The sequence below is a fragment of the Paraburkholderia podalyriae genome, from assembly GCF_014397785.1.
Lineage (GTDB): Bacteria > Pseudomonadota > Gammaproteobacteria > Burkholderiales > Burkholderiaceae > Paraburkholderia > Paraburkholderia podalyriae.
On record NZ_VZQQ01000005.1, the window covers coordinates 159,799 to 184,048 of the forward strand.

At 63.3% G+C, this 24,250-nt stretch carries 25 protein-coding genes; 8 read left to right on the forward strand and 17 right to left on the reverse strand.

What is annotated here, in order from left to right; translation table 11 throughout:
• Positions 1-154 precede the first annotated feature (154 nt).
• Positions 155-1,288: a substrate-binding domain-containing protein gene (locus tag F6X42_RS07765; protein ID WP_187633630.1), complete on the forward strand. Its 1,134-nt coding sequence runs from the start codon at positions 155-157 to the stop codon at positions 1,286-1,288.
• On the forward strand, positions 1,285-4,107 hold the full coding sequence (locus tag F6X42_RS07770; RefSeq protein WP_187633631.1) for an ATP-binding protein: 2,823 nt from the start codon (positions 1,285-1,287) through the stop codon (positions 4,105-4,107). Before F6X42_RS07765 ends, F6X42_RS07770 begins: the two co-directional genes overlap by 4 nt.
• A gap of 78 nt (positions 4,108-4,185) precedes the next feature.
• On the opposite strand, the gene F6X42_RS07775 is transcribed toward F6X42_RS07770, so the two are convergent.
• The 5 genes from F6X42_RS07775 to F6X42_RS07795 all read right to left on the reverse strand — a co-directional run bounded on the left by F6X42_RS07775 (position 4,186) and on the right by F6X42_RS07795 (position 7,301).
• Positions 4,186-4,818 (reverse strand): response regulator, encoded by a 633-nt coding sequence (locus F6X42_RS07775; protein WP_187633632.1) that lies wholly within the window; start codon positions 4,816-4,818, stop codon positions 4,186-4,188.
• On the reverse strand, positions 4,815-6,440 hold the full coding sequence (locus F6X42_RS07780; protein ID WP_187633633.1) for a response regulator: 1,626 nt from the start codon (positions 6,438-6,440) through the stop codon (positions 4,815-4,817). Before F6X42_RS07780 ends, F6X42_RS07775 begins: the two co-directional genes overlap by 4 nt.
• Positions 6,437-6,622: a hypothetical protein gene (locus F6X42_RS07785; protein WP_187633634.1), complete on the reverse strand. Its 186-nt coding sequence runs from the start codon at positions 6,620-6,622 to the stop codon at positions 6,437-6,439. The genes F6X42_RS07780 and F6X42_RS07785 overlap by 4 nt, the downstream gene beginning before the upstream one ends.
• 176 nt (positions 6,623-6,798) lie before the next feature.
• Positions 6,799-7,119 carry a hypothetical protein gene (locus tag F6X42_RS07790; protein WP_187633635.1) on the reverse strand — a complete coding sequence of 107 codons (321 nt, stop codon included), beginning with the start codon at positions 7,117-7,119 and terminating at the stop codon, positions 6,799-6,801.
• Positions 7,116-7,301 carry a hypothetical protein gene (locus tag F6X42_RS07795; protein ID WP_187633636.1) on the reverse strand — a complete coding sequence of 62 codons (186 nt, stop codon included), beginning with the start codon at positions 7,299-7,301 and terminating at the stop codon, positions 7,116-7,118. The genes F6X42_RS07790 and F6X42_RS07795 overlap by 4 nt, the downstream gene beginning before the upstream one ends.
• A gap of 128 nt (positions 7,302-7,429) precedes the next feature.
• Here F6X42_RS07795 and F6X42_RS07800 point away from each other — a divergent pair, with 128 nt between their 5' ends.
• Together F6X42_RS07800 and F6X42_RS07805 are read left to right on the forward strand one after the other, a co-directional pair.
• Positions 7,430-7,675 (forward strand): hypothetical protein, encoded by a 246-nt coding sequence (locus F6X42_RS07800; protein WP_187633637.1) that lies wholly within the window; start codon positions 7,430-7,432, stop codon positions 7,673-7,675.
• A gap of 27 nt (positions 7,676-7,702) precedes the next feature.
• Entirely contained in the window at positions 7,703-7,912 is a 210-nt protein-coding gene (locus tag F6X42_RS07805; RefSeq protein WP_187633638.1) for a hypothetical protein, read from the forward strand.
• Positions 7,913-8,005: 93 nt separating this feature from the next.
• Here F6X42_RS07805 and F6X42_RS07810 read toward each other — a convergent pair whose 3' ends face one another.
• The 4 genes from F6X42_RS07810 to F6X42_RS07825 all read right to left on the reverse strand — a co-directional run bounded on the left by F6X42_RS07810 (position 8,006) and on the right by F6X42_RS07825 (position 12,356).
• Complete coding sequence (locus F6X42_RS07810; protein ID WP_187633639.1) at positions 8,006-8,173, reverse strand: hypothetical protein; 168 nt, start codon at positions 8,171-8,173, stop codon at positions 8,006-8,008.
• An 81-nt stretch (positions 8,174-8,254) separates the two neighbouring features.
• Positions 8,255-9,880, reverse strand: a complete 1,626-nt coding sequence (locus tag F6X42_RS07815; protein ID WP_187633640.1) for a methyl-accepting chemotaxis protein — start codon at positions 9,878-9,880, stop codon at positions 8,255-8,257.
• A gap of 105 nt (positions 9,881-9,985) precedes the next feature.
• The gene (locus F6X42_RS07820; protein WP_187633641.1) at positions 9,986-11,113 is read right to left on the reverse strand and encodes a porin; all 1,128 of its coding nucleotides are present in this window, start codon (positions 11,111-11,113) and stop codon (positions 9,986-9,988) included.
• Positions 11,114-11,342: 229 nt separating this feature from the next.
• Positions 11,343-12,356: an ABC transporter substrate-binding protein gene (locus F6X42_RS07825; RefSeq protein ID WP_187633642.1), complete on the reverse strand. Its 1,014-nt coding sequence runs from the start codon at positions 12,354-12,356 to the stop codon at positions 11,343-11,345.
• Between the two features lie 609 nt (positions 12,357-12,965).
• Between F6X42_RS07825 and F6X42_RS07830 the strand changes: the two genes are divergently transcribed.
• Positions 12,966-13,082, forward strand: a complete 117-nt coding sequence (locus F6X42_RS07830) for a LuxR C-terminal-related transcriptional regulator (RefSeq protein WP_187633760.1) — start codon at positions 12,966-12,968, stop codon at positions 13,080-13,082.
• A gap of 183 nt (positions 13,083-13,265) precedes the next feature.
• The gene (locus F6X42_RS07835; RefSeq protein ID WP_187633643.1) at positions 13,266-14,630 is read left to right on the forward strand and encodes a 2-hydroxycarboxylate transporter family protein; all 1,365 of its coding nucleotides are present in this window, start codon (positions 13,266-13,268) and stop codon (positions 14,628-14,630) included.
• 53 nt (positions 14,631-14,683) lie between these two features.
• Here the strand turns inward: F6X42_RS07835 and F6X42_RS07840 are convergent, their stop codons facing one another.
• From F6X42_RS07840 to F6X42_RS07850, 3 genes are all read right to left on the reverse strand, one after another.
• The gene (locus F6X42_RS07840) at positions 14,684-15,226 is read right to left on the reverse strand and encodes an SRPBCC family protein (RefSeq protein ID WP_187633644.1); all 543 of its coding nucleotides are present in this window, start codon (positions 15,224-15,226) and stop codon (positions 14,684-14,686) included.
• Between the two features lie 137 nt (positions 15,227-15,363).
• Positions 15,364-15,561, reverse strand: a complete 198-nt coding sequence (locus F6X42_RS07845) for a hypothetical protein (protein ID WP_187633645.1) — start codon at positions 15,559-15,561, stop codon at positions 15,364-15,366.
• 107 nt (positions 15,562-15,668) lie between these two features.
• Positions 15,669-16,187: a phasin family protein gene (locus F6X42_RS07850; RefSeq protein WP_312892550.1), complete on the reverse strand. Its 519-nt coding sequence runs from the start codon at positions 16,185-16,187 to the stop codon at positions 15,669-15,671.
• 306 nt (positions 16,188-16,493) lie between these two features.
• Between F6X42_RS07850 and F6X42_RS07855 the strand changes: the two genes are divergently transcribed.
• Positions 16,494-16,712 carry a hypothetical protein gene (locus F6X42_RS07855; RefSeq protein WP_187633646.1) on the forward strand — a complete coding sequence of 73 codons (219 nt, stop codon included), beginning with the start codon at positions 16,494-16,496 and terminating at the stop codon, positions 16,710-16,712.
• Here F6X42_RS07855 and F6X42_RS07860 read toward each other — a convergent pair.
• The 5 genes from F6X42_RS07860 to F6X42_RS07880 form a co-directional block, all read right to left on the reverse strand.
• Positions 16,699-17,061 carry a helix-turn-helix domain-containing protein gene (locus F6X42_RS07860; RefSeq protein WP_187633647.1) on the reverse strand — a complete coding sequence of 121 codons (363 nt, stop codon included), beginning with the start codon at positions 17,059-17,061 and terminating at the stop codon, positions 16,699-16,701. The genes F6X42_RS07855 and F6X42_RS07860 overlap by 14 nt on opposite strands.
• 129 nt (positions 17,062-17,190) lie before the next feature.
• Positions 17,191-19,149: an ABC transporter ATP-binding protein gene (locus tag F6X42_RS07865; protein ID WP_246530011.1), complete on the reverse strand. Its 1,959-nt coding sequence runs from the start codon at positions 19,147-19,149 to the stop codon at positions 17,191-17,193.
• Positions 19,149-20,141, reverse strand: a complete 993-nt coding sequence (locus tag F6X42_RS07870) for an ABC transporter permease (protein WP_187633648.1) — start codon at positions 20,139-20,141, stop codon at positions 19,149-19,151. The genes F6X42_RS07865 and F6X42_RS07870 overlap by 1 nt, the downstream gene beginning before the upstream one ends.
• Entirely contained in the window at positions 20,138-21,091 is a 954-nt protein-coding gene (locus F6X42_RS07875; protein WP_187633649.1) for an ABC transporter permease, read from the reverse strand. The genes F6X42_RS07870 and F6X42_RS07875 overlap by 4 nt, the downstream gene beginning before the upstream one ends.
• A 128-nt stretch (positions 21,092-21,219) precedes the next feature.
• Entirely contained in the window at positions 21,220-22,800 is a 1,581-nt protein-coding gene (locus F6X42_RS07880; protein WP_187633650.1) for an ABC transporter substrate-binding protein, read from the reverse strand.
• A gap of 340 nt (positions 22,801-23,140) precedes the next feature.
• Between F6X42_RS07880 and F6X42_RS07885 the strand changes: the two genes are divergently transcribed.
• A complete protein-coding gene (locus F6X42_RS07885; protein ID WP_187633651.1) occupies positions 23,141-24,037 on the forward strand; it encodes a GNAT family N-acetyltransferase in 897 nt (298 codons plus the stop codon).
• The last annotated feature ends 213 nt before the right edge of the window (positions 24,038-24,250 follow it).

Consider the following 24,250-nt stretch of genomic DNA (forward strand, 5'->3'; position numbering starts at 1 on the left):
GTTCCCGGTGCTTCGGTCGTCTGCGCCGGTGCGTGACCGATGACACGCGAGCATCGGGGTGTAATATCCTGTTCACGAGCTCCTCCGTGAGCGCCGCTTCGGTACGTCCTTCAATGATCACCAATCGACGTCAATGGAGCCCATGGGGAACAGCATGAGGGGCTTCCTTCTGGCATTGGCATGCGGGTGTGTGCTGTCGGTCGCCACGATGCAGAGTGTGTCGCCTGCCCCCGCGCCCGCAGCCCCGGTCGACGGGAAGGACTTCCTTGCCCAGGCGAAGCGAGTGGTCGACGCCGCTACGCGACCCGCCGCACCCTGGAGTGGGCCGCGCAACGGCCCACCCGCGAAACCAGGCAAACGCATCGCCGTCGTCGCCGAGGATTTGCGCAACGGTGGCATCCTCGGTGTGGTTGACGGTGTACTGGAGGCGGCCAGAGTCATGGGCTGGAGCGTGAAGATATTCGACTCCGGCGGCGCGGCAGACCTGCGGCTGAAGATGCTTGCGAATGCGCTGGCAAGCAGCCCCGACGGTCTGATCATCGCCGGCGGCGATGCACGCGTGCTGCTGCCGGGGCTGCGGCCGTTTGCCGAGCGAAGCACTCCGATCGTCGGCTGGCATGTCGCGACCCAGCCCGGACCCGTGCCAGGTACGCCCGTCGCGATGAACGTGTCGACGGACCCGCTCGAGGTCGCGCGCGTGACCGCACTGGCGGCCATCGTGCAGTCCGGCGGGCATGCGGGCGTCGTCATCTTCACCGATAGCAGTTTCCGGATTGCACGGGACAAGGCCGATATGATGGCTGCCATCGTGCGCACATGCAGCGGCTGCACCTTGCTTGAAGTGCGCGACATGCCCATTTCACACAGCCAGGAACTGATGCCTGGCGCGACACGCGCCCTGCTCGCGCGTTACGGCCCGCGCTGGACCTGTGCGCTGGCGATCAACGACATCTACTTTGACTACGCCGTCCCCGTGCTGACCCAGGCGGGAATGCCAAACGATGCAATGATCATGCTGTCGGCCGGCGACGGCAGCGAGTCTGCCTTCCTGCGCATCCGCACGGGCACGTTCCAGACGGGCACCGTGGCTGACCCCCTGAATCTGCACGGATGGCAGCTGGTCGACGAAATGAACAGACTTTTCGCCGGGGAAAGCGTCACGCGTTACGCGAGCCCGGTGCATCTGGTGACCGCGGACAACATTGCCCGGGACGGCGGCAATCGTCTACTCTACGATCCTGACAACGACTATCGCGACATCTACCGTCGGATCTGGCAACGCCCGTGAAACTCCCGCTCCCACAGTCGCTCACCGCGCAGTTCGCGCTCGTGGTTTCGTGCTTGGCCGCGCTGGTGGTCCTGGTCGGTGCCACGACGATTTACTCATTGGCCGGTTCGGCACACTCGATCCGCCAGTTGGCCGGAGAGCGGCTGGCGCGCCTCGCGGATGCGCAGGATCTGGCGCAGCGCACGCTGACGATCGAACGCCTCGCGTTGCAGTTGTCGCGTGACGATACGGTCGAGGCCGTGCGCGAAACGCATCGGCATGTGCTTGAACAGCTGGCGTCGTTCGACAGCCTGGTGGACCGCCTGGCCTCCGCGACCGCAAGCGACGACCCAGGTGTCGACGCGCTGGCGCTATATCGGTCGAGCCAGCGCTTTCGCAACATCGTCAACATCGAGGCGCAGGTGCGCGAGACCGCGCTCGACGCCCGAACTGGGCCGGCGTCCGCGCAACGGCCAGGCGTGTCGTTGGCCAGCCTCGACGGCGATCTGCGCCGCGCGGCCGACGGCCTCGCCGTCGCGTCTCATCAGCAGTCGGACTATTTGACGCGCGACTACCGCGAAGCAGTCCAGCGTCTGGCCGATCAGGCAGATCGCACCCGCAGATGGGTGAGCGTCGGAGTCGGGGTGAGCCTGCTGCTCGCCTGGCTGATTGCCCGCGAATTCCTGGGGCGCCATGTCGTGACGCGGCTGCGCCGGGTTAGCCACTTCCTGCGGCATGGCGATGCCGGAAGTACACAAGCAGGGGTCCCCGTGCAAGGCGGCGACGAGATTGCCGACATGGCGCGCGCGGTCGAGCAGTTTCTCGAAGACCGGCGCCGGCGCCGCCAGGCCGAGGACGCACTGAAGGAGCTCAACACCGGACTCGAGGCGCGCGTCGCGCAGCGCACGGCTGAACTCAGCACGGCACTGGCGGGCCAGGCGGCCGAGATCGCCGAACGCCAGCACGCGGAAGAGGCCGTCAGGGAGAGCGAGAACTTTCTGAACAACATCGTCGAAAACATCCCGGACACGGTCTTCGTCAAGGAGGCGTCGACCCTGCAGTTCGTGCGCTTCAACAAGGCTGCGGAACAACTGCTCGGCTACCGGCGGGAGGAACTCATCGGCCGATCCGTTCACGACCTGTTTCCCGTGGATGAGGCTGAATTCTTCGCGCTGAACGATCGAGCCGTGCTGGAGTCGCGACAGATGGTCGATGTGCCGGAGGAGCGGGTTCATACGCGCGATGGACTGCGCGTGGTGCACACGATGAAGATCCCGATCTTCGATATGCGCGGCGAGCCGCAGTACCTGCTCGGGATCTCACGCGACATCACGGAGCAAAAGCGTGCGGAAGAGGAATTGCGGCGCTATCGCGAGCACCTCGAAGACATGATCTGTGAACGAACGGTGGAACTGGCCGTTGCCAAGGACCATGCCGATGCGGCCAACCAGGCAAAGAGTGACTTTCTCGCGCACATGAGCCACGAACTGCGCACGCCGCTCAACGGGATTCTCGGTTACGCACAAATCCTCAGACGCGACAAGAGCCTCGATCAACGCCAGATCGACGGGCTCACGGTAATCCAGCGCAGCGGCGAACATCTGCTTACGCTGATCGACGATATCCTCGATATGGCCAAAATCGAGGCCGGAAGAATGGAGCTCAATCTGTCCGACGTTTCGCTCGAACGCTTCATCTACTTCATCGCCGAGACGATTCGGGTGAAGGCAACGGAGAAGGGCCTCGCCTTCGCTTGCGAGATGGCGCCCGATCTGCCCGCGGGTGTGCTGGTGGACGAAATACGGCTGCGCCAGGTGCTGCTCAACCTGCTCTCCAATGCAATCAGATTTACCGACCAGGGCAGCGTGCGTCTTAGCGTCGGATTCATGCCGCCCGCGCGGCTCCGTTTCGAAGTCCAGGACACCGGCATCGGCATAGACGAAGTGCGCCTGGAGGCGATCTTCAGGCCTTTCGAGCAAGTGAGCGACGCCCGCCACCGGTTGGGCGGCACGGGGCTCGGCCTCGCTATCAGCCGGCAACTCGTGCGCCTGATGGGCGGCGAGATCCGTGTCGAGAGCCGCCGCGATACCGGCAGCGTCTTCTCGTTTGAACTGAACGTCCAGGTAGTGGCGCCTCCCGCGGCTGTCGCCGCGTCCGAACGGCTCGTCAGCGGCTACAAGGGGCCGCGCAAGACCGTGCTGATCGTGGATGACGTGGCGGAGAACCGTGCGTTGATGGTCGATATGCTTGGCCCGCTCGGATTCGTCATCGCCCAGGCCGCGAGCGGATCGGAAGCTCTGGAGAAGACCAGAGCCCTGCATCCTGCGCTGGTCCTGATGGATGTCGTGATGCCCGGGATGGACGGGCTCGAAGCCACGCGTCGCCTGCGTCAGATGCCGGAGTTCCGGGAGCTGCCGATCGTCGCCGTCTCCGCGCGCGCGTCGGGGACCGATGCCGCGCAAAGCCTGGCGGCGGGGGCGAATGCCTTTCTCGCCAAACCGATCGACCTCAGTGCGCTATTGACACAGGTCGCGGCTCTGCTGAATGTCGAGTGGAGCGACGAAGCCCCAACTGCAAGGCCGGGCCAAACGGCTGCAACCGCTACCGCTCCTTTTACCGGGACCTTGATCGCGCCGCCGCCGCAGGAGATGGAAGCGCTGCACCACCTGGCGCGACTCGGCGACATGCGTGCCATCGTGCAATACGCCACACATGTGACCGAGCTTGACGAACGCTATCGTCCTTTCGCAGACCACCTTTGCCGGCTGGCGAAGGGTTATCGGTCCAAGGCGGTCCTCAACTTCGTCGAGCAATATCTGGACTCGAGCCGAACTCGATGATTCGAGCCGGGGAAGCCGAACCCACGGAATGCTCCTGATACCGGATTCCGTCCCGCATCGCAGCGGGCAAGTCTCGTTCTACTCGGTGATCAATCCGTGCCGGATCGCGTAGCGGATCATCTCCGCATTGTTTGAAAGCCCGAGTTTCTGCATCAGCCGCATCTTGTGCGTACTGATCGTTTTCGCGCTGAGCGCACATGTATCGGCGATTTCGTTGATGCTCTTACCCGCCGCGAGCATTTGCAACACCTGAAATTCGCGGTCCGACAGCACTTCATGCGGCGACAGGTCGCCGCGCGGTGTTTCGAAGACCATCGCATCGACCAGCTTCGGATCGATGAAGCGGCCGCCGTCCATCAGCTTGCGGATCGCGGCGAGCAGCACTTCGGGGTCGCTGTCCTTGGTCAGATAGCCGGTTGCACCCGCGCGCAGAGCGCGCGACGCGACCTGGGCCTCGTCGTGAATGCTCAGCACGAGCACGGGCAGCGAGGGCTGCTCGGCCCGCACACGCCGGATCAGGTCGACGCCGCTGATGCCGGGCATCGTCATGTCGAGCAGCAGCAGATCGACGGCGCACGAGCGCAGCTTGTCGAGCACTTCCGATCCTTGTGCCGCTTCGGCCGCGACGATGATATCGCTCGTGGTTGCGATGATCTGCCGGAGTCCGCCACGGACGATCGCATGATCGTCGGCAATGAGTACCCTGATCATGTTCGAGGTCCCCCATCGAGCGGAATGTTGATCGAAACCGTGGTGCCCGCGCCCGGCGCACTGTCGATCGAAAGCGATCCGCCGATCGTCCGCGCCCGCTCGTTCATGCCGAGCAAGCCGTACGAATAGTCGCGGCGAGCCGTCTGCAGATCGAAGCCGCGCCCGTCGTCGCGCACGTGCAGTTCGAGCTTCGCCGCCGTCGAGGTCAGCATCACTTCCACGCGCGTGGCCTCGGCGTGGCGCGCGACGTTGGTCAGCGACGCCTGCACGATGCGGAACACGGCCGTCGCATGTGCGTCCGACAGAGCGGGTTCACCGCCTTCGATGCGCAACTTGCAGGTAATGGCATTGCGCCGGTTGAATTCATCGACGAGCCATTCCAGCGCCGACACGATACCGAAGTTGAGCGCGGCCGGTCGCAAGTGGCTCGCGACATTGCGCACCATCGAGATCGTGGCTTCGACCAGTTCGCGCATGTCGTCGGCTTTTTTTATCGCTTCCGGGTCGTCCGCGATGCGCATCTTCAGCAGCGACACGTCCATCTTCAGCGCAGTCAGCAACTGGCCCAGTTCGTCGTGAATCTCCATCGCGATCCGCTTTCTCTCATCTTCGCGGATCGCCTCCATGTACGCGGACAGCTCACGCTGCTGCTCGCGCGATTCGACGAGTTCCTGTTCCATCTGCTTGCGCTGCGTGATGTCGTTCAGGCCCACGTATATCGCGGGTGAGTCGTCGTAGGTCGCCACGCGCGCCGTCGCCATCGCCCAGAACTGCGTGCCGTCGGCGCGCCGGAACTGCACCTCCAGATTACGCAGGCTGCGTTCCGTCCTCAGATGTTGGATCAGGTCTTCGCGCTCGCCTGGGTCGGCGTAGAAATCCGCGATATTGGCCGACATGCCTTCTTTCATGCCGAACAGTTCCCGCAGCGGCTCGTTCGTGTACAGGATGCGTCCGTCCGGCATCGACGTGATGCATAGTGGCACCGGACTCGATTCGACAATCGCGCGAAAGCGTGCCTCGCTTGCCTGCAGGCGCGCCTCCGCGCGCCGCCGCTCGTCGATCTGCGCTTGCAGGTTCGCGTTGGCGCGCTCCAGTTCTTCGGTGCGCAACGCGACACGCCGTTCGAGATCGTCGCGCGCTTGCGAGAGCGCGGCCTCCGTTTCCTTGCGCACAGCGACTTCCGCGAGCAGTTGCCGGTTTTGCGCGAGAACCTGCTTGTGCATCACGCGTAGTTCGAGGTGGACGCCAACGCGCGCCAACATCTCGTCGACGCGCAACGGCTTGGTTACATAATCGACGCCGCCCGCCGAAAAGCCTTCGACCCGATCTTCGTTGCCCGTTAGCGAAGTCATGAAAATGACGGCGATATCGCGCGTGCGCTCATCGCGCTTCAGTCGCCGACAGGTCTCGAAGCCGTCGATGCCCGGCATCTTCACGTCGAGCAGGATCACGTCGGGCTGCGAGAAGGCCGCGCGCTCCAACGCTTCGATACCGTCGAGCGCCACCAGCACGCGAATGCCGCGCGCTTCCAGACTGTCGACGACTACGCCGACATTTGCCGGCGTATCGTCGACGATCAGGATCGTTCCCGTATGCGCAACTGGAGCGGCGAGACGGCTCATGATGCGGTGTTCCTTTCAAGGTACCGCTCAACGAGTTGCACGATCGCCGCCGACCGATGTTCCGTCAGCATCAGCGTGATCGCACAGCTAAAGACGGGCACCGCCGCGTGCAGCCGCAGCTCCACGTTGCGCCGCACGTACCGGAGTCCGCTACTCCATGCGTAGAAGCTGTCGACAGTCATATCTCCCCGCGAGTGCCAACGTTGTGGGTGTCCTATTCTGCACTCGATGCCAAACCCCGGTCTACCGCGTCCTCACCGGGTTTTAAACGTCCGATGAAACACCGCGCGCTCCGGCCTCACAGCCATTGCGCGCTGCCTGCATGCTTTTCTTTGCTTTTGCCTGCGCTATCCGTTCGCTATTCCGGCACTTCGCCCACGCGCACCAGCCGGACCGTGCGCGCCGGACGCCCGACCAGCTCGTCGATCAGATCCGCCATTTCACAGAGCGTGCGAAAGCCGCGTTCGTCGAGTTGATCCGCGTGATGGCGCCGCAAATCGCGCATTGTTTCGCCCAGGTGTCTGAGCGCGTTGGGCGTGCTGTCGATCAACGGCCAACAGTGCATCAAATACGCAAGCGATGTCACGTTGCGCGTCTCGCACCAGGTATCGAACAGCCGCAGACAGATCGCGTTGACTTGTTCGATGAGGTTCTCCCGCTCCGACAGATAGGCCATCATGTTGCATTGGGGTTGACACTTCGTTTCGACCACACATCATCCGCCAGCGGAGTTTCGGTCGCATTCAGCGAGTGCTGGAAAACTGGGGTGTGACATTCTGATTCGCGCGTCAGGAAATCCTTAATGCGATCCACGCGAGAGAAGCCCCCGCTGGGCGAAAACCCTTGTGTGCCGTTCTTCATGCTGCTTTCGGCTCAGGAAATCCTGACGGCCGAAATCAGCGCTTCCTGAGACGACATTCCGCCGCCGCCGATTGGGCGCGCGCACGGATCGCCATAGCATAGGGTCATCGTGCATCGCGGGGAAAGTCATGGCGGGCAACAGATCGCTGCGTTCTCAGGTCGAAAAACTGATTGGCTCGACGCGGGGCCAGGCGGTGTGCGTGCGCCTGTTGGACCGCACCCGCTCGGGCGGCACACGCCGGGTATGCATTCAGATCGACCGGCCGACCGGGTCATTTTCACTCTTCTTCTTTCGCCATGCCGACGGCGCCTGGCACGTATTTCCGCCGGGCCAGCACCGTCCGGCGATGGGAATAGACCGCAAGGCGGCCTGATCGCTCAACAAGCCGACGGAGACGCACATGCTCGATGATGCTTCGGACGCACTGCCGCAGTACGTGATTGAACTGCGCGCGTGGCTCAGCGACTGGTACGACCATGCGTTCAGGGTCGGCTACGTGTATCCACCCTTCACGCTCGACACGGCGATTGCTGACCGGCTCGAAGGCTATTTCAAGGCGGGACTGACGCCAGCCGAAGGCGCGACTGCATTCTTCGGCCTCGTGCATTGAGATGCGAGCGATGCAAAGTAGTGCTTCTGTTGGAACACTGTACCGCTCACAGGGACGGCCAATCCTGATGACTCGCCTGGTGCGTGGTTGTCATCACTGGGTTCGATGCGGAACATCGTCCGGGAAGGGATACGGTGCGTGTGGACCCGGCCATTCCGGCGCGGGCGGTCCGCTCAACGCATCGCAACCGCCCAGGCCAAAGAGCACCATCCCGGCGAGCAGACCGGTCGCAATGCCGCGCAGCATCGCTCGAGTGTTCATGTTGCACCTCCACGCACATCACTCTCGTCCGGTTGGACTTTAAATTGCCGCACAGGTTGCACTACCAGATCGTGCGACCCGTCATGCGCACGCGAGCGAAAGTGTGGCAACTGGCTCAGGCCGCTCCCCGGTTCGCAGGCTGGCGGAGGCGAGCGGCTCTGTCATCCGGAACACCGCGACCGCGCCGTCGAGCGCGCCCGCCTGCTCTTCCAGCGACGCCGCAGCAGCCGCGGCCTGCTCGACCAGCGCGGCATTCTGCTGGGTCGCCTTGTCCATGTGCGTCACCGCGCGGCTGATCTGCTCGATGCCCCGCGACTGTTCTTCCGAAGCCACGCTGATTTCGCTCACGATCCGCGTCACGTTGCGCGCAGCACTCACGATCTCCGCCATCGTCGCACCGGCGCGAATCGCGAATTCCGATCCCTTCTCGACCTTCTCCACCGAACTGACGATCAGTTCCCTGATCTCCTTCGCCGCAGCCGCCGAGCGCTGCGCCAACGCACGCACTTCACCCGCCACCACGGCGAATCCGCGTCCTTCGTCGCCGGCGCGCGCTGCTTCCACGGCCGCATTCAGTGCAAGTATGTTGGTCTGAAAAGCAATACCTTCGATCGCACCAATGATGTCGACGATCCTGTTCGAGCCCGACGACATCTCGGCGATGACGTCGATGACCTGATCGACCACTTCGCCGCCACGCGCAGCGGTATGCGACGCGTTTTCGGCGAGCGCGTTGGCCTCGCGCGCGTTGTCGGCGTTCTGCCTGACCGTCGCCGTCAATTCCTCCATGCTCGCGGCGGTCTCCTGCAGCGTCGCGGCCTGCTGTTCGGTGCGCGTCGACAGATCGGCATTACCGCTCGCGATCTCGCGCACGCCCTGCGCGATTGCCGCCGTGCCGGAACGAACCTGACTGACTGCGGCAACGAGACTCTCCTGCATGCGGGCAAGCGCGCCCATCAGCCGACCCATTTCGTTGGCGCGCACGCCGGCGATCTGCCCCGTGAGGTCGCCGGCCGCGATTCGTTCGAAGTGCTGGATCACCGCGTTGATCGGCCGAACAATCGATGCTTTCACCATGAAGCGCGTGAACAGGCCAAGCACCAGCGCGACAAGCCCGATTGCGGCGAACACCCAGCACAGCAGACGAAAATGCTGCTGGGCCGATTTGAAGCGGGTTTCCTCGTGCTGCATCTGAAGGTTCTGCAGCGCAGTTTCGGCACGTTTATAGTCGCTGAACATCGCATCGGGCGCCTGGCGTTCCGTCGTCCGGAACGTGATGAAATCGTTCTGATCGAGCGCCGCGACTTCGGGCAGAAGCACCTGTTTCATCAACTGCTCGCGCTTTGCGCGCAGCGCGTCGGTCAGCGCCTTCTCGTCGTCGTTCGACGCAGGCTGCGTGAGATAGGCCGCCAGTTCGCGATCGCTGTCCGCAAGCCCGGCATGGACGCGCGCGAGCACCGCATCAGTGGGCTTTCCCTGCGCGACGAGCGTTTCGTAGGCGCCGAGATCGACACGCACGTTCAACAGTGCCTCGCCGCTCGCGGCGATGTGGCGCATCGCAACGGTCTCTTCGCTGAACATCTTTTCGAGCGCCGCGTTGGTAGTCTTTAAACCAGCGACGGATATTGCAATCACGAACATCAACGCGGCTGTATAGCCGGCGATGGTCACCGTGAGCGCGGTTCTGATAGTCGTGTTGTTGAACATGCCTCTCCCTCGCCTGCTGAAAAGAAAAAGCGGCCGCGGAAAGGTCCGCGGCCGCAAGCTGGAGAACATCGTTGAAACGGATGCGCAACGAGGCTGTGTTCCCGATCAGAATCGGGTACGCACACCCGTGGTCAGTTCGAGCTGGTTCGTCGCGCCGAACGTGGTGCCGACCGTGTAGCCGCCATGCAGCCTCATATAGTCGCCGGCCAGATACACTTCAGTGCGCTTGGACAGGTGATAAAACGCGGACCAGTAGAGCGTTTCCTTGTAACCGTTGTGCAAGCCCGAGGTCGGATCGAAGGCGCCGATGTTCGCGTTCGGAATATCGCCGTCGGTGTTGTACGCGGCATTCTTCACACGCATCTGCTGATAGCCGAGCTGGTAATCGAGCGGACCTTTCGGCGACAGCTTGAGCGACACCGTCCAAGCGTTATCCTGACGCTGACCCAGCGCGCCCTGATTGCCGAGGTAGCGGAAGTACCCTGCATTGGCGCGCAGAATACCGAACGTATAGTTGCCGCCGACCGAGAACGACTGGTTCGTGTTGCCTTCGCGGTTCACGTGGCTATAGAAGCCCGACACGTTGAACGGGCCGCCGTTATAGCCCAGCGCAGCCTGATAGTTGGCGTTGGAGCCGAAACTCGTCGAGTTGCCGAATGCGTAGCCCGCACTCGCGAAGATGCCGTTGCTGAACAGCTTCTTCCACGCGACGCCGTTGCTATAACGCGTGCCGGTCGCGCTGGCCGCGTAGAAAATCATCTGCTTGAAGTTGTTCGAGTTCGTCCAGCCGCCCTCTTCGTACCTCAGCTTCGCGCTGCCATACGGGTCGCCGTAGATCGCCGCTGCATCGCGTGCAATGGTGTTCTGAAAGCCTGCCGTAATCTTGCCGAACGTGTCGTTCTCGATACCGACCCATGCGTCACGGTCGAAAATCTGACCCGGATCTTCCATTTGGCCGTTGGCCACGACGAATTCGCTCTCGAGCCGGAAGATGATCTTGGAACCACCGCCGATGTCCTCTGCACCCTGCATGCCCCAGCGGCTGCCGCTGAACCAGGGCTCGCCGTCGTTGCCCATGCCGATGACGTGATTGCCGTTCGCATCAGCATGCGTCCGATAAGTCGGGAAGCTCAGGTCCATCAGGCCGTAAAGCTGAACGCTCGACTGCGCGTGTGCGCCGCCTGCCCCGAGTGCGCTGAGCGCGACAGCCAGCGAAAGATACTTCTTCTTCAAGATCGTCTCCTCAAACTACTGCGTTGAAATTGTGTTTTCCCTACTCACGGTTGCGTCCGTTTCAAGGTCCCGGCAACCGGTTCGGTATGCGAATGTTCGTCATGCTAGTCACCCCAATCCTTCACGCTCCTTTCCCGTGTCATTTATACAACTCAGTGACTCTACTGATATACGCAATGACGCTTGCACCACTTATTCGGAATACTTCTGTCCGCGGGACACCAACGACCTATTTCGAGCCGACAAACTCGTTCGTATACGTTTTCCCCAACTCGACCTGCTTGCCCTTGACCGACGGATTGAACGCCGACAGCACCTTGAGCACCGTGGTCGGACCGTCGGCCGGCATCTTGCCGTCCGCTGTGTACATCGGCAGCGACGCCTTCAGCGCGCTCACGTAGAGCGGCTTGTCTTTCTGATAATCATCGGGCATCTTCGCAGCGATTTCTTCAGCGCTATGCGTGTGGATGAACTGCAACGTGCGAACGAATGCATGCGCGAGCTTCGTTGCCTCGGCCTTGTGCGAATCGGCCCATGCAGCCTGCACGTAGAGACTCGACGCCGGATAGGTGCCCCCCAGCGCGGCCTTCGTGCCTTCGACCGAACGCATGTCGACGAGCACCTTCGCGTCGCCGGACTTCTGCAAGGCCGAGACGGTCGGTTCAGTCGTCATGCCCGCGTCGATGCGGCCTTGTTTGATCGCCGCGATGAAGCTGGCGTCAGCGCCCACCGGCAGCATCGTGTATTCAGTGGACTGAATGCCGTGCTGTCCGGCAAGGTATTGCGTAAGGAAGCTTGTCGAAGAACCGAGGCCAGTCACACCAAGCGTCTTGCCCTTCACGTCCACCATCGATTTGACGGTTTCAGCCGCTTTGGTCGATACCATTTCGACCTCACCCGGCACTTGCCCGAACACGACGATTGCCTTGACGTCCTTGCCTTTGGTTTGCAGATCGATCGTATGGTCGTAGAACCCGACGACAGCCTGAACGGCACCGGCTAGCAGTTCATTTTCAGCATCGACGCCCGCTGGCTGCGACAGCAGTTCAACGTCGAGCCCCTCGTCCTTGAAGTACCCGAGCTGTTCGGTCAGGCGAGCCGGCAGGTAGATCAGCTTGGTGATGCCGCCCACCATGATCGTGATCTTGCTGCTATCCGCGGCTGACGCGTGCTGTGAGGCAAGGCTGAACAACAGGCTGGAAGCAACAGCAATATGACGAAACGTACTGAACTTCGGTTGCATCGAGAGTCTCCATTATTGTCGGCGGCGAAATGCCACCTGTCTGCATCGATGGCGCGATTGTGGGAGCGCGAATCCTTCTCTCGGCTTTCACGGCGAGCACCTTTATTTAGGGGATTTCCATCAGAGAGCCTCGCTATCCGCGCAAGCACGACAGCGGTCCGTGCCGGGGTCACTGTGGAATACGGCAGGTTCTCTCATGGAAAACCCCCATCGGAACGTGCAGTGGCTGAAAGCGTTCAGAAGGTTGCGCTCTCCTAGAATTCCATCATCGATCGCGGTGCCCATCGTGCTTTCAGCGCCCACCATCGGTGCAATCGCGGTGTGACGTCGCAGTGCAAGCAAGGCAAAGGATCGGATGCATGGGTTGCCGGTCCAACTGTCGCTACCGTTGCTACAGAGCCAAGCGGCGGGTGCGGCGGCCAGGAGAAGGTTGATGGAAACACTCACTGAAGTGCGGTACACATACGCGTGCGCAGCATGCGGATACCGTGCACGCGTAGTTCGTCCGGATGCGTCACATGCGAGAAAGCTCGCCATTTGCGCGCGGTGCGACGGACAGGTGTGGCTCAGCGTTGAAGATGCAAGCGGTCGGGGGGAAGCTTCGGCGGTATTTTCAGCGCGAAGACTCTCAGCACGCACAAGACGCGGATGATGCAGAAGCTCTGCATTGCGAACAATTCCGAGTTGATCCGTTATTCGATCCGGCACCGCGTAGTGCCCGGGTAAGCTCGCGGGCGCCTTTCAGCCTGCAGTATCAAACCATTGCCGCAGGGCACGTCGATGACTGAGGTACGGGACGCGGATGCGATCTGTCATCCCGGTGCCGTTCACCCGTCGGATCCCACTTCAACTGTATCGAAACGCGAGGCCGGCATGCACTGCCGGCGCGCTCAATCAAGGAGACATGCTGTGTCCACCACTTCATCTACGCCGGAGCACTCATCGGCGGCGCCCGCTCAGCGGTCCGAAAACGCCACCCGATTCTGGCCCGAAGGCTGGTGGAAGCTGATGGAATACCGGATCGGCATCATCCCGTTGCCGGTCTATTTCATTCTGCTTGCGCTAATCACGGGGTTCGCGGTGACGGGCAAGCTGCCGGGCGAGATTTCCATGGCGATCGCCGTGCTCGCGTTCTTCGGGTTCACCTGCGCCGAGTTGGGTAAGCGCCTGCCGCTTCTGCGCAATATCGGCGCGGCCGCGATCTGCGCGACGTTCGTGCCTTCCGCGCTGACTTACTATCACCTGTTGCCCAAGCCGATTCTCGGCCTTACGACCGAGTTCACGAAGCAGAGCAATTTCCTTTATCTGTTCATCGCGTCGATCATCGTCGGCAGTATTCTCAGCATGGACCGGCGCGTGCTGATCAAGGGCTTCCTCAAGATCTTCGTACCGCTCGCGCTGGGCTCGCTGGCCGCATGCATCGTCGGAATCGCAGTCGGCTCGGCATTCGGGCTTGGCGCGCGTCATACGCTGCTTTATATCGTCGTGCCGATCATGGCGGGGGGTGTCGGTGAAGGCGCGATTCCGCTGTCGGTGGGCTATTCCGAAATCATGCATCTGCCGCAGGGCGAGCTGTTTGCACAGGTCTTGCCGCCGGTGATGCTCGGCAGCCTCACCGCCATCGTTCTGGCCGGCGCGCTCGACATGCTCGGCAAACGCTTTCCTCATCTCACCGGCGAGGGGCGCCTGCAACCCGGCGAGAGCGACGAAATGGATCCTGTCCAGGAGGAGATTCGCGGTCATATCGACGTGACGCATATCGCGGCGGCCGGCATCACGGCGATCACGCTGTACCTGCTCGGCTTGATGTGCCGCAATCTTTTCGGTCTGCCCGCCCCGGTTGCCATGCTGTTTCTCGCGGTGCTGGTCAAGCTGGCGCGCGCGGTCTCGCCGCAGTTGCAGGAGGGCGCATTCGTCGTCTATAAGTTCTTTTCGACCGCGGTGACGTATCCGCTGCTGTTTGCGATCGGCGTCGCGATGACGCCATGGGACAAGTTGATCGCTGCGTTCACGTTCGCCAATATCGTGACGATCGTCGCGACCGTGACGACACTGATGGGCACCGGCTTTCTGGTTGCGCGCCGGCTCAAGCTCTACCCTATCGATACGGCGATCGTGAATGCATGCCATAGCGGCCAGGGGGGCACAGGCGACGTCGCGATCCTGACGGCGGCGAACCGGATGCAACTGATGCCCTTCGCGCAGATCGCCACGCGCATCGGCGGCGCGATCGTCGTCACGCTGACGCTGATCGTGCTCGCGCATATCGGATGATGCGTTAGTGGGCATGGGCGCGCGACGGCCTGCGTGCGGAGCATCTCGCCGCCCTACCTGGCACCCGTTTCCAAACTTTGCTTCAGTCGCGCGACTGCCTCGTCTGATTCCTGCTGGATTCGCGCGCGCACGAATATGACATTCACCGCCTCAAACCAAAGTGATGGTGCGCGGTACACGAACTCACGCTCGAATCGCGTCCCGGATGCTACGGGCGCCAGCGTGTAGCTCACTGTGCCGGCGGACTTGCCATCTATGGTGCCGACAATGACCCATTTGCGCGGACGGTCCCGCGCCGCCACCGTCCACACGACGCTCCCCCGCCGACCCGCGACGCGAAATTCTTCCGTAACCTGTTCGCCAACGCTTAACGAGTGATCGGTCGCCCCTGTTACCGATAGCGACGATGGGTGCCAATCGGGCCAGTGCGAGGGTGTCGTCACGTAGTCGAAAACGACCGCGTCCGGTCGCTCGATCGAGATGCCGGTGACAATCTTCGTCGTAAGGTTGACGAACTCAGGCAGCCGCAGGGCAAGCAGCGCGATGACCACAAAGGCTGCCAGGATCGCACCGATCCATCGCAAGGGCGATTTCATCTACGATTCTGTGGAGTATCAAGCACACGGAGACAGGCGTGCCGCTAACAAGCGGGACGCACCCCGGATCGCGACCGCCCGCGAACGCAGCACGCCCAACGAGAACAGGTCGTCTCAATCCGTCGCCCCTGCACCGGTCAACGTACCCGTGCAAGCGCACGCAACACGGCATCGCCACGCGGCGTCACGCGAGGAAAGCGCAAGCCCGAGTCAACTGGCTCGTTCGCTATCAACTGCAGTTCGCGGAGCGCGCCAAGCTCTGCACGGTCCGAATCAATCCGTTCAGGCGCATCCTTCAACAGCAACAACGTGGCCACTTCGTGCGGGCTCAACATGTCGTTTACCTCCCGGCTGGAACGAAGAACGCGAAACCAGATCCGGTCACGGCTGCATCGGCAGGACGCGAAAACCGAACCCGGCAGGTTGTGTGGAAGGTTGTCGCCTATCGGGTCGACGAGCGACGCGCACGCGGCGGACTTCGGCGTTTCGGCGTATCAGGGGTCGGCTTGGCGACGCGCGCGAGAATGTCACGGACCATTGCCCGTACGTGAGGCTCGGCGACAGACTCGTCATCCGGCTGCACCTCCAGCGGCACGCCCGTTGTGCAGGTCGACATGCGAGCGGGCGTGGTGTCCGCCTGGGGCTCATGCGCGTCGTCGTGATTGCGGCCAGAGTGGCGCGGCCTGGTCATTTCCGACGCGATGTCCATCCAGCCGCGCGTGTATCCGGCGAACTGCAGGGCAAGCCAGGGCATCACATCGGCCTGACGTCTGACGAACTGTTCAGGCGTCTGGGCGCGCAATACGCTTTCCCAATGCAGCGCGGCACTTGTGGCCGCGGAACTGCACGTATCGACGTTCAGCCGTATCAGCGCGCAAAGGCCGGCAACGAACTGGTCGGGCAGTTGCGACACGGTGGTCGGAACAGATACGGCAAATAGCATCTCTTGAGTGGTGCTCACGTGATCTCTCTCAGGTTCTCGCTGACACGGCGGCCGCTGCCACTGCAATTCGAACGGTGTTTCCACACCGGGCCGTTGGCCGGACGGACGGTCTTACGCCGCCTAGAGCAGTTATTCTAACTTTGTTAAGTCCGATTATCAGTTCTAAGAGCCAGGGATTTTCCCCAATATATGGGAAATGGACGCCTGTGTTGAGTGGGCTCCGCGCGCGAGCGGCCGAGCGACAGGCGTAGGCAGGCGTGTGACTTATCGGATGCTTCGATTATGATGTTGATCCGATGATGTTGACGATCGACGGGAATGGCGATGAAGCCCATCAAATTGCGAGTGCCGTGCGACGAAGCTGGCGACCTGCTAGACGATCTGACTGTCTGGGCGAGCACCAGCGGCATTGACCCAGGGCTTTCCATGTTCGGTGAGTCCGGTTCCGGGTCGAAGACGAGTACGCCCATCCTCTATCAGGTCTATGTGAGCGAAAGCTTCTTCGAGCAGTTCCCGGAGTGGCGCATGTTCATCGAGCAGTAGCGACGAAATGCCCCGGCGTCACACCGACCGCGCGCCGGAAATGTCGGCCAAGGTGACTCTGATCGAAAAACCCGACTTCGGCAGCGACCTCGCACGGCGGGACGCCGTCGCGCAATAGCCGTTTAGCGTGTCGGATCCGCACCATACACACGTAGCGATGCGGCGAGATGCCAACCTCTTTGCGGAACAGCGTCGCGAAGCGCGAGACACTCAAGCCGGCCGTCGCCGCGAGCGTCGCAAGACTGACCGGCTGCGCGAACGAACTTTCGATAAAGGCCACAGCCCGCCTGATCGCGCGCGACATCACCACTGTCGTATCGCTGGCGGCGTAGTCGAAGACTCCAGTCATGTCGTATCCCTTCGGGCCACCATGTCAGGCGCCCCGCTCCGACGACACGGATTCGGCGGCGCAGATGCCGTCATCGCGGTATGGCCGGCAAGCACGACACGGTAGACATCGCATAGCGCGAGTTCGGTATCAGACTCGCAGCGTCACAGACTGAGCGAGCCGGCCCGCCGCCGTGGCGCCGTCGGGCGGCCCGTTCTGGTACTGCTCCAGTTCCGCTTCGCTGCGATGGCACAGCACCTGCGCGCCGCTCGCGAGCGTGCGCGCGACCGGCGGCGTGAGATTGCAGACACCATCGACGCGCAGCGGGCATCGCGCGAGAAACGTGCACAGCTGCGGCTCGTGAGCCGGCTCGCCGATCGGCGGCAGCGTCTGATGACAGCGCTCGCCCGCTTCTTCGAGCCAGCCGGCGCGCAGTTCCGGCGCGGACGACACCAGCAGATGCGAGTACGGATGGTACGGCGGCGCCGACAACGCGTCGCGGTTGCCCGCCTCGACGCGGTGCCCCGCGTACAGCACGACGATGTCGTCGCTGATCGCACGCACCTTGGCGATGTCGTGCGTGATGAACAGATACGACACGCCGAGCTTTTTCTGCAGATCGCGCAGCAGTTCGAGAATGGCCGCGCCGACCACCGTATCGAGCGCGGACGTGACTTCGTCGCAAAGGATCAACTTGGGTTCGGCGGCCAGCGCCCGCGCGAGATTCACGCGCTGTTTCTGCCCGCCCGACAGCTCCCCGGTACGCCGTTGCGCCAATTCGGCAGGCAGGCGAACCAGCCCAAGCAGTTCGGCGACGCGGCGTCGCGCGGCCTCGCCCTTCATGCCGTGATAGAACTTCAACGGGCGCGCCAGCGTGCGCTCGACGGAATGCGTCGGGTTGAGCGCGGTGTCGGCGTTCTGGAACACGATCTGGATACAGCGAAACTGTTCGCGGCTGCGGCGGCTCAGGTTGGCGGCGAGCGGCTCACCGTCGAGCAGCAGATTGCCGCGCGCCATCGGCACGAGCCCCGCGATCACCTTCGCGAGCGTCGTTTTGCCCGAACCCGATTCGCCGATCACGCCCACCGTCCGGCCACGGCCGATCGCGAGGTCGACGTCGCGCAGAATGACCTTGTGCGGCCAGCCCTTCGCGTCCATGCCGCCGTAGCCGGCCGTCAGGCCGCGCAGTTCGAGCAGCGGGGCCGCGTCCCACTGCGATGCGCCCGGCACGGCCGCGGTCGATGCAGCGGGGGCGGCGGGCGTCACCGCAGCAATCAGGCTTTGCGTATAAGGATGGGCCGGCGCATGCAGGATCTGCTCGGTGCGGCCCGTTTCGCGAATTTCACCGTTGCTCAGCACCACGATGCGATCCGCCATCTGCGCAACCACCGCCAGATCGTGGGACACGTACACGGCGGTCATCCCGCATTGCCGGATTACCCCGCGAAACGCTTGCAGCACGTCGATCTGCGTGGTGACGTCGAGCGCCGTGGTCGGTTCATCGAGGATCACGAGTGCGGGGTCGGTGATCAGCGCCATCGCCGCCATCAGCCGCTGCAGTTGGCCGCCCGACACCTGGTGCGGATAGCGCCGGCCGATCGTGCGCGGGTCCGGCAACGCGAGCGCGCCAAACAATTCGACCGCTTTGGCCTGCGCCGCGCGCTTGCCGAGCGTGCCGTGAATCAGCGCGCCTTCGATCACCTGGTCCATGATCGTGCGCGCCGGATTGAACGCGGCCGCCGCGCTTTGCGCGATATAGGCGACCTTGCGGCCACGCAATCGCTCCAGCGCTTTCGGCGAGAGCCCGAGCACGTCGGTGTCGGCGACCCGGATCGCGCCTCCCGCGATGTGGCAGCCACTGCGGGCATGGCCCATCAGCGACAGCGCGATCGTGGTCTTGCCCGAGCCCGATTCGCCGATCAAGGCGAGCACCTCGCCGCGCGCGATCTCGAAGTCGATGTCATGCACGATCGTCGTATCAGGCTCGCCGGGACGGCTTCCCACCACGCGCAGACCCCGGACTTCGACCAGATTGGACGACGGTAGCGGCGCGGTCTCCGGGACGGCAGTCAAGGCCGCATCGGCGCGTCTGAAAAGAGCTGCCTTCATCAATGACCTCCATCGGCGTCAGGCATGTTCTTGCGGCGGCCCCGATGCGGCAGTCCGTCGATCAGCAGGTTCACGCCGACCGTGAGCACCGCGATCGCGATCGCGGGCAGAATCACCACGGGCACGCCGTCACCGAGGCCGGCCATGTTCTCGCGCACCAGCGAACCGAGATCGGCATACGGCGGCTGCACACCGAGACCGAGAAAACTCAGGCTGCTCAGAAGCAGCACGACGAACGTGAAACGCAGTCCGGTGTCGGCGAGCATCGGGTGAAGCATGTTCGGCAGCATCTCGAAGCACGCGATGTAGAAGGCGTTTTCGCCGCGCGCCCGAGCCACCTGCACGTATTCGAGCGTGCCGATATTGACCGCGAGCGAGCGGGCGATCCGGTATGAGCCCGGCATGTAGCTGACGGCCGCCGTGCCGATCAGCAACGGCAGCGACGAGCCGAACGCGGCCACGATCATCAGCGCGAACATCTTCGACGGAATCGACGTGACCGCATCGAGCAGCCGGCTCATGGTTTCGTCGAGACGGCGGCCGGCCACGGCCGCGAGCAGCCCCAGCATCGTGCCCGTCAGCGCCGCGAGCAGCGCCGCCGCAAGCGCCAGCACGACCGTCAGGCGCATGCCGTAGATGATGCGGCTCAGCATGTCGCGGCCAAGGTAATCGGAGCCGAGCGGCAGCTTCGCGCTGAAGCCAGCGAATACGTCGGGCGTGACGATCGCGCCGACCGGGTGCGGCGCGATCCACGGCGCGAACGCCGCGACGAACAGCGCACTCGTCACCATCGCCAGGCCGATCCAGCCGCCGGTCGACAGATTCATGCGTTGCGCGACGCTGCGACGGCGCGCCGGCCGAGGCGCCGGGCTGCCTCCGCCGCGCCACGATCTTGGCGGCTCCGCGCCCTGCGGTAACGTGCTGTTGCGCTGCACCGGTTCGAGCGCGCCGAGCCGCTGGGACGAATCGGAAGAAGGTCGAAGAATCGTCATGTCCGCAGCCTCGGGTTCGAGATGATGGCGCACAGGTCGGCTAGCAGCACGAGCAGCAGGTAGCCGAGGCAGAACAGCAGCGTACAGGCCTGTACGAGCGGGAAGTCGCGGTTGCTGACCGCGTCGACCATCAGGCTGGCGAGGCCCGGATAGTTGAAGATGGTCTCGACGACAATCACGCCGCCAAGCAGATAAGACAAGCTCAGCGCGATCGCGTTGGCGATCGGCCCGATCGCATTCGGCAGTGCGTGGCGCAATACCACGCGTGCGGGGCTCGCGCCCTTCAGCATCGCCATTTCCACATACGAGGAACTGAGCTGCTCGATCACCGCGGCGCGCGTCATGCGCGCCATCTGCGCAATCACGACCGCGCACAGCGTGACGACCGGCATCGCATACGCGCGCAGAAAGTCGTGAAGGTTGTCGATGTCACCGCTGTACGACAGCGCGGACAGCCAGTGCAGCTTGACGGCCAGCACCAGCACCGCGAGCGTCGCCATCAGGAACTCGGGTGTGGCAACGAGCGACAGCGTACCGAGGCTCACGATACGGTCGATCAGCGACTCGCGTTTGACTGCCGCGAGAATGCCCGCCGACACCGCGATCGGTACCGACACCGCGGTGGTGATCGCCGCGAGGGTCAGCGACTTCGGCAAGCGCCCTTCGATCAGTTCGGAGACCGGAAGATTGTTCGACAGCGACACACCGAAGTTCGCGTGCAGCAGACCGACGAGCCAATGGAAGTACCGCAGGTAAGCCGGCTGATCGAGACCGAACTGCTGGCGCAGCGCCGCGACCGTTTCGGCCGTCGCCGACTGGCCGAGTGCGGCCTGCGCGGCATCGCCGGGCAACAGGTTGGTGATCACGAAAATGATGATCGAGACGATCACCAACGTCAGCGCAGTGACGGCGACACGCCGGCCGATCAACTGGGCGATATTCCCGTTCATTGGCATGACCTCCTCGGTTGAGGGTTGGGGGCACGACGGCTCGTTGCCGCGCCGTGCCGCTCATCGCCGTCGCGGCTGCCCGCGGCGAGCGGCGCGGGCCGCCCGGCGCGTGCGCGCGCTTCAGTGGGTTACGCGTTCCACCACACGTACTCGGCGAAGTTAAAGCCCATCATCGCGCCGGTGGGCACGGGTTGGAGCCCTTGCAGGTGCTTGTCGTTCGCATCGAGCAGGCTCAGGAAGGTCGGAATGCCGATGCCGCCCTGCTCCGATACCAGCACCTGCATGTCGCCGTACATCTGCTTGCGCTTCGCATCGTCGGTTTCCGAGCGGGCGGCGGCCAGCAACTGGTCGAACTTCGGGTTGTTCCAGCCCGACTCGTTCCACGGCGCGTCCGACTTGAAAAACTGCGTGAACAGCACATCGGCGCTCGAACGCGGATTGACGTTGCCGAAGCCGAGCGGATGCTTCATCCAGTGCGTCGACCAGTAACCGTCCGCCGGCACGCGGTTGATGTTCAGGTTCACGCCGATCTTCGCGGCGGACTGCTGCAGCAGCACACCCATCTCGACCGAGCCGTTCGCGTCGGTGGTCGCATAGATCGGCGGCAGCGTCGTACCGATCGCTCCGGCTTTCTGGAAGTGGAACTTCGCCTTGTCCGGATCGTGCGGGCGCTGCGGCAGCGACGCATTGAAGTAGCGGTGTCCGGGCGGAATCGGCTGATCGTTGCCGATCACCGCATAATCGCGAAACACCGCGGTGCGGATCTGGTCACGGTCGAACAGATACTTCATTGCCTGCACGAAATCGGGGTTGCCGGTCAGCGGATTGTCGCGGCGCATGATCAGATCGGTATAGAGACCCGACTTGGTCTCGCGCACCTCATAGCCCGGCGTCGCGGCAATGCGCTGCGTCGCGCGCGGATCGACGGAATTGATCAGGTGAACATCGCCGGACAGCAGCGCGTTCACCCGTGCCGCGTTATCGCCGATACCGATCAGCTCGATCTGGTCGAGGTAAGGGCCGCCGCCGGTCTTCCAGAAACTGTCGTTGCGGATGCCGACGGTCGAGACGCCGGGCTTGAACGTCTTCAGCTTGTACGGGCCGGTGCCGACGGCCGTCGTGAAGTCCGTCGTGCCGTCCTTGACGATCACGAATTGCGGCGTGGCGAGAATCACGGGCAGGTCCGCGTTGGCGGACGCGAGCGTGAGCGTGACTTCGTTGGGGCCGGTCTGCTTTGCCTCTACGAACTGCTCGGCCAGCGTCTTCACCTTCGAAGCCGTTGCCGGATCCTTGTGACGCATCAGCGAGTAGACGACATCGGCGGGCGCGAGCGCCTTGCCGTCGTGGAAGGTCACGCCCTTGCGCAGCTTGATCACCCACACCTTCGCATCGCTGCTGTCGACCGCTTCGGCGAGATTCATCCTCGGCGTCAGCGATCCGTCGAGTTGCGTCAGGCTGCTGTAAAACATGAAGAAGCGGATGTAATCGGCGCCTGCCGAACCCTTGGCCGGGTCGAGCGTGTCAGCGGTCGACGAGGCGTCGTTGGCCACCCGGATCTTGCCGCCTTTCTTCGGCGTGGCTGCCGCGAGTGCCGGGCGAGCGCCCGCAAGCAGGCCCCCCGCGCCGGTGGCGAGCATGCCGCCGGCGGCCAGCAAACGCATCATGTCGCGGCGGTTGAAACCGCCCGTTCTGATTTCGTCGTCGTACATGCTAACTGCTCCTCACTCGTGATTGACCGCGGGATATCCAGCATTGGTGTTCGACGGCGCTCCGCGTGCTGGTCGCGGCGCGGCGGCACTGCATGAATCGATTTAAGCACTGCCAAAAATGGCGTTGATCGCGTATCGGTGGATTCGACCATTCGAAAACATGGTTTTGAGTGGTCCAAACAGCATGATTTGCCGCCCCTGTCGTTGACCCTGATTCGCGAACCCGGCGCAGCGGCACTTCTGCGGTGCGCGGCACGCCCGACGATGAGAAGTTCGTGCTATTCAATGGGCGAACAACGTGCAACAGTCGCGGCACGGCCGACTAATCACGGAGCGCCCCGTGTCCGACTCAACCACGCACGCACTTTTCACCTACCGACGCCTGACAGCCGACGACCTTCCCGCTGCCCAACGGCTGTCCGCCGCGATCGGCTGGTCGCACCGCCGTGAAGACTGGGGGTTCTCCGCGCACACCGGAATCGGTTTCGTCGCCGAGACGGCAGGCGCGCTGATCGGCACCGTGGTGTGCTGGAAGTTCGGCGCGGATCAGGCGACGCTCGGCATGCTGATCGTCGCGCCGGAGCATCGCGGCGTGGGTATCGGCCGCACGCTGCTCGCGCACGCGCTCGACGAGCTTGGCAAGCGCGACATCACGCTCTATGCGACCGAGGCTGCGCGGCCATTGTGCGACGCGCTCGGCTTCGAGGTCTGCGGCGCACTCGACCAGATGCAGGGCGCGGCGTTCCGTCCGCCGCTCGTCGCGCTGGCCGCCAACGAGCGGCTGCGCCCGCTCGGCGCGAGCGATGCCGGGCAACTGGTCGCGCTGGCATCGCGCGCGAGCGGTCTCGACCGCAGCCACGTGCTGCCACCGCTGCTCGAACTGGCCGACGGTATCGCGCTCGATCGCGACGGCGAACTTCTCGGCTTCTCGCTGTTCCGCCGCTTCGGACGCGGTTTCCTGATCGGCCCCGTGGTCGCCGGTACGAGCCCGGACGGCGTGCACGCCAAGGCGCTGATCCGCCATTGGCTCGCGCTGAACGAAGGCGCGCTGGTGCGCATCGACGTGCCGCACGGGCACGGCCTGCGAACCTGGCTAACCGGCCTCGGTCTCGCACGTTCGGACACGGTCGTCAGGATGCGGCGGATCGCATCCGCTCAGCCCATTTCCGAGCCCGAGCCCGAGCGCGCCGACGACTCGCTGCATCAGTTTGCGGTGATCACGCAGTCGCTGACCTGACGCGGGCAAAACTGCGCGCGATAAAAAACAACCGCGATGCAACGCCTTTCGTCGAGTCTCACGCGGCCGCGAACGTACGGCTGAATTCCCGTTTGCGCCGCTATTAAGCACGTGCGGCAGAAAATGCTGTCTGTAGGGTCAAAAACGCTGCGCCTACGCTCTTTGGGCTTTTTTTTGGCGGAACGGCTTGCATGCGGCTGTCGCTACTATCAG

Excerpts from the sequence above, each read along its gene's own strand:
- F6X42_RS07845 (WP_187633645.1), bottom strand. The coding sequence starts at position 15,561 with ATGTTGAGCCCGCACGAAGTGGCCACGTTGTTGCTGTTGAAGGATGCG.
- F6X42_RS07870 (WP_187633648.1), bottom strand. The coding sequence starts at position 20,141 with ATGACGATTCTTCGACCTTCTTCCGATTCGTCCCAGCGGCTCGGCGCG.
- F6X42_RS07865 (WP_246530011.1), bottom strand. The coding sequence starts at position 19,149 with ATGAAGGCAGCTCTTTTCAGACGCGCCGATGCGGCCTTGACTGCCGTC.
- F6X42_RS07860 (WP_187633647.1), bottom strand. The coding sequence starts at position 17,061 with ATGACTGGAGTCTTCGACTACGCCGCCAGCGATACGACAGTGGTGATG.
- F6X42_RS07815 (WP_187633640.1), bottom strand. The coding sequence starts at position 9,880 with ATGTTCAACAACACGACTATCAGAACCGCGCTCACGGTGACCATCGCC.
- F6X42_RS07775 (WP_187633632.1), bottom strand. The coding sequence starts at position 4,818 with ATGATCAGGGTACTCATTGCCGACGATCATGCGATCGTCCGTGGCGGA.
- F6X42_RS07780 (WP_187633633.1), bottom strand. The coding sequence starts at position 6,440 with ATGAGCCGTCTCGCCGCTCCAGTTGCGCATACGGGAACGATCCTGATC.
- F6X42_RS07825 (WP_187633642.1), bottom strand. The coding sequence starts at position 12,356 with ATGCAACCGAAGTTCAGTACGTTTCGTCATATTGCTGTTGCTTCCAGC.
- F6X42_RS07810 (WP_187633639.1), bottom strand. The coding sequence starts at position 8,173 with ATGAACACTCGAGCGATGCTGCGCGGCATTGCGACCGGTCTGCTCGCC.
- F6X42_RS07800 (WP_187633637.1), top strand. The coding sequence starts at position 7,430 with ATGGCGGGCAACAGATCGCTGCGTTCTCAGGTCGAAAAACTGATTGGC.
- F6X42_RS07880 (WP_187633650.1), bottom strand. The coding sequence starts at position 22,800 with ATGTACGACGACGAAATCAGAACGGGCGGTTTCAACCGCCGCGACATG.
- F6X42_RS07805 (WP_187633638.1), top strand. The coding sequence starts at position 7,703 with ATGCTCGATGATGCTTCGGACGCACTGCCGCAGTACGTGATTGAACTG.
- F6X42_RS07855 (WP_187633646.1), top strand. The coding sequence starts at position 16,494 with ATGAAGCCCATCAAATTGCGAGTGCCGTGCGACGAAGCTGGCGACCTG.
- F6X42_RS07785 (WP_187633634.1), bottom strand. The coding sequence starts at position 6,622 with ATGACTGTCGACAGCTTCTACGCATGGAGTAGCGGACTCCGGTACGTG.
- F6X42_RS07790 (WP_187633635.1), bottom strand. The coding sequence starts at position 7,119 with ATGATGGCCTATCTGTCGGAGCGGGAGAACCTCATCGAACAAGTCAAC.
- F6X42_RS07875 (WP_187633649.1), bottom strand. The coding sequence starts at position 21,091 with ATGAACGGGAATATCGCCCAGTTGATCGGCCGGCGTGTCGCCGTCACT.
- F6X42_RS07840 (WP_187633644.1), bottom strand. The coding sequence starts at position 15,226 with ATGAAATCGCCCTTGCGATGGATCGGTGCGATCCTGGCAGCCTTTGTG.
- F6X42_RS07795 (WP_187633636.1), bottom strand. The coding sequence starts at position 7,301 with ATGAAGAACGGCACACAAGGGTTTTCGCCCAGCGGGGGCTTCTCTCGC.
- F6X42_RS07765 (WP_187633630.1), top strand. The coding sequence starts at position 155 with ATGAGGGGCTTCCTTCTGGCATTGGCATGCGGGTGTGTGCTGTCGGTC.